We start from the raw sequence: 5,435 nt of genomic DNA on the forward strand, positions 1-5,435 counted from the left end.
TCGAAGCCCTCTGATTATGCCGACCCGCCGGCACGAAACCCATGCCCTGCAAAGGATCCCGCGGCCACATCGGCATAATCCGAAGGTCGGCATAATGGATCACGCACGTCTGCACGGTGGCCTGCTCCCACACCGTGGTGATTGCCTCGGGCAGGCCCTTGAGCCCGTCGCAGACCGCGACGCACACGTCCTCCACGCCGCGGTTCTTGATTTCGGTCAAAACCCCGAGCCAGTACTTCGCGCCTTCGCCGCCGTCTCCGGCCCAGATTCCGAGGATGTCGCGTTCGCCGTTCACGGTGACGCCCAGGAGGATATAGAAGGGCTTGTTGCGCACCTGCCCGTCTCGGACCTTGACGTGGATGGCGTCGATGAAGACCACCGGGTAGACGCGGTCCAGGGGCCTGTTGGTCCATTCGGCCATCTCCTCCGACACCCTTCTCGGTGATCCGGCTGATGGTGTCCTTGGAGACGGTGGCGCCGTAGACGTCGTCGAAGTGCGCCGCGATCTCTCCGGTCGTGAGGCCACGGGCGGTCAGGGACAAGACGACCTCGCCGATCCCGTCCAAGCGGCGCTGGCGCTTCTTCACGATCCGCGGCTCGAAGCTGCCCTCGCGGTCCCTGGGAACATCGATCTCAACGGGGCCGACCTCTGTGAACACGGTCTTGGACCGGGTGCCGTTGCGCACGTTCCCGTTCTCGGCCGCCCCGTGCCTCTCGTGGCCGAGGTGCTCGGTCATCTCCGCCTCCAGCGCGGTCTCGAGCACGTTCTTCGTCAGGCCTGCCAGCAGCCCACCCGGGCCCAGCAGGCTCACGCCCTGCTCGCGTGCCTGCTCCAGCAGCGCCTCCGCGAGCTCCTTCTGATCGATGATCTCTCCGGTCATGGGATCGATCATCCCTGCGGTCATAGCCTTGCCTTTCGGTCAGGCCACGCCGTTCCGACCGTTTTTCTTACAGTCCCCGCGGGCTCGCAGTGGTTCCCGGCATGAGTGAGCTCATGGTGACTTGGTCAGTGGGCATTAGGCATTGGGCAGGAGTAGGGCACGGAACGTGTATGGGATCGGGACCAGGACGCGTCCCGTCAGAGCTCAGCAGCTGGCGGTTTCCAATGCAGCCTGGTCGCAACCTTTGAACGCCTAGCATGGGGCCCAGGACGAAGACGTCTGTCCTCCAAAGGAGTTAACGATGACTGTTTATGCACAGCCCGGCCAAGACGGATCCAAGGTCCAGTTCAAGGACCGCTACGAGAACTGGATTGGCGGACGGTGGGTAGCCCCCACAACCGGCCAGTACATCGAGAACGTCTCCCCGGTAAACGGGAAGCAGTTCACCGAGGTGGCCCGCGGCGCCGCCGCGGACGTTGAGCTCGCCCTCGACGCCGCCCATAAGGCCGCACCGGCGTGGGGCAAGACATCCGCCACTGAGCGCGCTGCCGTGCTGAACAAGATTGCAGACCGGATCGATGCCAACCTCGAAATGCTGGCCGTCGCCGAAACCTGGGACAACGGCAAGCCCATCCGCGAAACCCTCAACGCGGACATCCCGCTCGCGGCGGACCACTTCCGCTACTTCGCCAGCGCCATCCGCGCCCAGGAAGGCCGGCTGTCCCAGCTCGACGACGACACCACGGCCTACCACTTCCACGAGCCGCTCGGCGTGGTGGGGCAGATCATCCCGTGGAACTTCCCCATCCTGATGGCCGTTTGGAAGATGGCTCCTGCCTTGGCGGCCGGCAACGCGGTGGTCCTCAAGCCCGCGTCCAACACACCGGCCTCCATCCTGCTCCTGGCGGAACTCATCGCGGACCTGCTGCCGGCCGGCCTGCTGAACATCGTCAACGGCTTCGGCTCCGAGGTGGGAAAGCCGCTGGCTTCCAGCCCGCGGATCCGGAAGATCGCCTTCACCGGCGAGACCTCCACCGGGCGCCTGATCAGCCAGTACGCCAGCGCCAACCTGATCCCGGTCACGCTGGAACTCGGCGGCAAGAGCCCCAACATCTTCTTCAACGACGTTGCAGAATCCAACGACGCGTTCTACGACAAGACGCTGGAGGGCTTCACCCTGTATGCCTTCAACCAGGGCGAAGTCTGCAGCAGCCCGTCCCGCGCCCTCGTCCAGGACGGTATCTATGATTCCTTCATCGCCGACGCCGTGGCCAGGACGCAGAAGATCATCCAGGGCAACCCGCTGGACACCAATACCCAGATCGGTGCCCAGGCATCAGTGGGCCAGATGGAGAAGATCCTCTCCTACATCGACATCGGGCTCGACGAGGGCGCCAAGATCCTGGCCGGCGGTGCACCGACAGAGCTTGACGGGGACCTGGCCGGCGGTTTCTACGTCCAGCCCACCATCTTCGAGGGCCAGAACAAGATGCGGATCTTCCAGGAGGAAATCTTCGGCCCCGTGGTCTCCGTTGCACGCTTCAGTGACTACAACGACGCCATCAGCATCGCCAACGACACCCTCTACGGTCTCGGCGCCGGCGTCTGGTCGCGCAACGGCAACGTTGCCTACCGTGCAGGCCGTGAAATCCAGGCCGGCCGCGTGTGGGTCAACAACTACCACGCCTACCCGGCCGGTGCTGCGTTCGGCGGCTACAAGTCCTCCGGCATCGGACGTGAAAACCACGCCATGATGCTGGACCACTACCAGCAGACCAAGAACCTCCTGGTCAGCCACTCCGAAAACAAACTCGGCTTCTTCTAGCCCGGTCAGGGACCACCGCAAGCGTTCAACAAACAGGTACCACGAAGGGGCTTTTGAATGACGAGAATGCTGATCATCGGACCTCCCGGGTCGGGCAAGGGAACGCAGGCCGAACGGATCTCGGAGCGCCTCGGCCTAGCCGCGATCTCCACCGGCGACATCTTCCGTGCCAACGTCAAGGGCGAGACGCGGCTGGGAATCGAAGCCAAGAAGTACATGGACGCCGGAGACTTCGTTCCGGACAGCGTGACCAACAAGATGGTCCGGGACCGCCTCAGCGAAGCCGACGTCCAAGACGGCTTCCTCCTCGACGGATACCCGCGCACCACCGCGCAGGTCGTTTACCTGGACCACATCATCGCCGGCAAGGATGACAAGCTCGACGTCGTCCTGCAGCTCACGGCCGACGATGAGGAACTCGTGGCCCGCCTTCTGGGACGTGCCCAGGAGACCGGGCGCAGCGATGACAACGAAGCGGTCATCCGCCACCGCCTGGATCTCTACCACGGGCAGACCGAAGCCGTGGTGGCCACGTATGCGGAACGCGGAATCCTGGTCAGGGTTGATGGGATCGGCGGGATCGGCGAGGTCACGGACGGAGTGATGAGCATCCTCGAAGATCTCCTCAAGGTCCCCGTCGTAAACGGACGGTAATACTTCAGCCGCCTGCACCCGTAATCAGGCAACGGTGATCGAGCCTGTCGGAATCCACAGCGGAATCCGACAGGCTCGACTACCCGTGGCACGTCCTTCCGTCGCCCGAGCAGCCAGCGGCCATGACTTCCTGGGCAGCGCCGAATAGGATTGTTCTCAGGGGTCTTGCCGATCGTTGGAGCCGAATTCCCTGGGGGACTCCATGGGAACAAAGACATCTCTTGGCGCAGCCGTCCGCCTCGCCGCCGCCTCAGTTCTTAGCGCCTTCTTGATGGCAGCGACGGCGTGTTCAACCCCGGAAGTGTCGTTTGCAGGGTATAGCGACCAGCAGCTGAAGGACCTCTTTCCGACCACGGCGGAAATCAATACTGCTGTCGGTCAGGAAGTGACTCTCAGTGAGCCGGAACCCATAGATCTCGGCCGAGCTCCCAGTGCCGCCCCAAATCCCGGGCTATTTCAGGACTGTTATGAAGCGTATTTCGGCTCTCCAGAATCCAACTCCTTACCTGCCTCCCGCGGCTTCAGGATGGCCGGATGGACGGAGGGTTCTCCCCTTTACCCTTATGCCTGGCACCTTGTGCAGCGCCGGTCTTCTGAAGAAGCGCGGCGTGTGATTCAGGAAACCGTGACGCGACTTGGGAAGTGTAGCCACTTCACCGCCTTTGACCCAGGGGTCCGGCATGGACTTGGTGTCACCTTCAGGAAAATCACCGGGCCGGAAGATTCCAGGACCGGGGCGGGGGTAGCAGTGGCAGTAGGGGAAGTGACAATCTCGTTCAACGTCTCCGGGCTGCCGCAATCCGAGGCCCAGGAAATTGCACGGGACATGGCCGTCGTGATGGAAAAGCGGCTGCAAACGGCGGGCTCTGGCTCATCTCTTAGTTCTTAGACCTAACTCAGGTGGTCCGGACTGCGTGCGTCCGGGGGCATTGACGGAGGGGGTTCTCCGGCGTGCGGACCGCAGTTCAGGTTCTTTGCAGGGTGGCTTGATTGCACAGGCTGGGGTGGTACTGGTTTGGTACCATGGATCTTTGGCTATGAATCTGCGTGTTCCCGAAGAGCTGGATCGGCGTCTGGACCAGCTCGCTGCCGAGGAACATACATCCAAGTCCGCATTACTGCTCCAGGGCGCAGAGCTTGTGCTGCAGCGTCACCGGCGCAGCCGTGACATCGGCGAGGGCCTGGATTTCGTCATGAGCCATGACGCGGAGCTCCTCACCCGCCTTGAGGATGCGTGACCGCGTACCTCGAAATCGAGGATGCGTTGCAGGTTGTCGCCCGGTACGGGTTCCATATCCGTGACATCGGGCTCCTGGCCTCGGCCCTGGCCCGGCCGGCAACCACGGTCATGGGCGTGGAAGCCTATCCACTGTTACCGATGAAGGCAGCAGCCCTACTGGACTCGGTGGCGCGGTTCCGTCCGCTGATCGACGGTAACAAACGCATGGCGTGGACGCTGATGGTTCTGATGCTCTGGATCAGTGGCTACCGGCATGACTTCAGCACTGATGCGGCATTTGATCTCGTCGTGGAGGTGGCCGCCGGCGATGTCTCACTTGAAGTCAGCGCTGGGCTGATTGCCAGGCATCTCGTCAGGCGCTAGCCATCGGGTTCGTGGGCTTGCCGGTTGGGCGGTTTCCTGACCCGTCATGTGGGTCTGTGCCGGGTCATGAGATGACTGAAAGGAGGCGACGGCGATCATGAAGATCCGTGAAGCTGACCAGAAGGCTGGACGAGCGTCTGGCTCTTTTGTGGCGTCCCTTCGTTTTCGGATTTTGAAACCGCAGAAGTTCTTCCAGCTGAGCAAAATCTGTCACGACAAGGACGAACCGCATCCCTTCGTTGCGGGGTGCGGTCGTTGGCCTGAAAGCTTTGAAGCGGCGAAATTGGCGTGTGGTTACTGTCCACACTTTTAGCTTCGGGCTGGGCCGTAGCGGTGCCGAACTCGGCCGGATTCCCCTGTGTGTCAGGCTGTTCTGTGACAGGTTCCCTGTTGCGGGAGCCGGTGCTCAGAGCGGGGGAAAGGTCCATCATGGATTTCGTTATGCCTGTCCGTGCTACGAACCGGAAACACT

At 62.4% G+C, this 5,435-nt stretch carries 5 protein-coding genes and 1 pseudogene; 5 read left to right on the forward strand and 1 reads right to left on the reverse strand.

What is annotated here, in order from left to right:
• Window positions 1-94: 94 nt before the first annotated feature.
• Window positions 95-881 (reverse strand): annotated as a pseudogene (locus ASG92_RS20485) (IS256 family transposase); the annotation flags it as partial.
• Between the two features lie 301 nt (window positions 882-1,182).
• Between ASG92_RS20485 and ASG92_RS20490 the strand changes: the two are divergent.
• The 5 genes from ASG92_RS20490 to ASG92_RS20510 all read left to right on the forward strand — a co-directional run bounded on the left by ASG92_RS20490 (window position 1,183) and on the right by ASG92_RS20510 (window position 4,963).
• Window positions 1,183-2,706 (forward strand): aldehyde dehydrogenase family protein, encoded by a 1,524-nt coding sequence (locus ASG92_RS20490; RefSeq protein WP_056632660.1) that lies wholly within the window; start codon window positions 1,183-1,185, stop codon window positions 2,704-2,706.
• Between the two features lie 66 nt (window positions 2,707-2,772).
• Window positions 2,773-3,360: an adenylate kinase gene (locus ASG92_RS20495; RefSeq protein WP_200952039.1), complete on the forward strand. Its 588-nt coding sequence runs from the start codon at window positions 2,773-2,775 to the stop codon at window positions 3,358-3,360.
• A 202-nt stretch (window positions 3,361-3,562) separates the two neighbouring features.
• Complete coding sequence (locus ASG92_RS28560) at window positions 3,563-4,249, forward strand: hypothetical protein (RefSeq protein ID WP_157372320.1); 687 nt, start codon at window positions 3,563-3,565, stop codon at window positions 4,247-4,249.
• Between the two features lie 148 nt (window positions 4,250-4,397).
• Complete coding sequence (locus ASG92_RS20505; RefSeq protein WP_056632668.1) at window positions 4,398-4,598, forward strand: ribbon-helix-helix protein, CopG family; 201 nt, start codon at window positions 4,398-4,400, stop codon at window positions 4,596-4,598.
• Window positions 4,595-4,963 (forward strand): Fic family protein, encoded by a 369-nt coding sequence (locus tag ASG92_RS20510; RefSeq protein WP_056632671.1) that lies wholly within the window; start codon window positions 4,595-4,597, stop codon window positions 4,961-4,963. The genes ASG92_RS20505 and ASG92_RS20510 overlap by 4 nt, the downstream gene beginning before the upstream one ends.
• Window positions 4,964-5,435 lie beyond the last annotated feature (472 nt).

It is taken from the genome of Arthrobacter sp. Soil736 (assembly GCF_001428005.1).
Classification (GTDB): Bacteria; Actinomycetota; Actinomycetes; order Actinomycetales; family Micrococcaceae; genus Arthrobacter.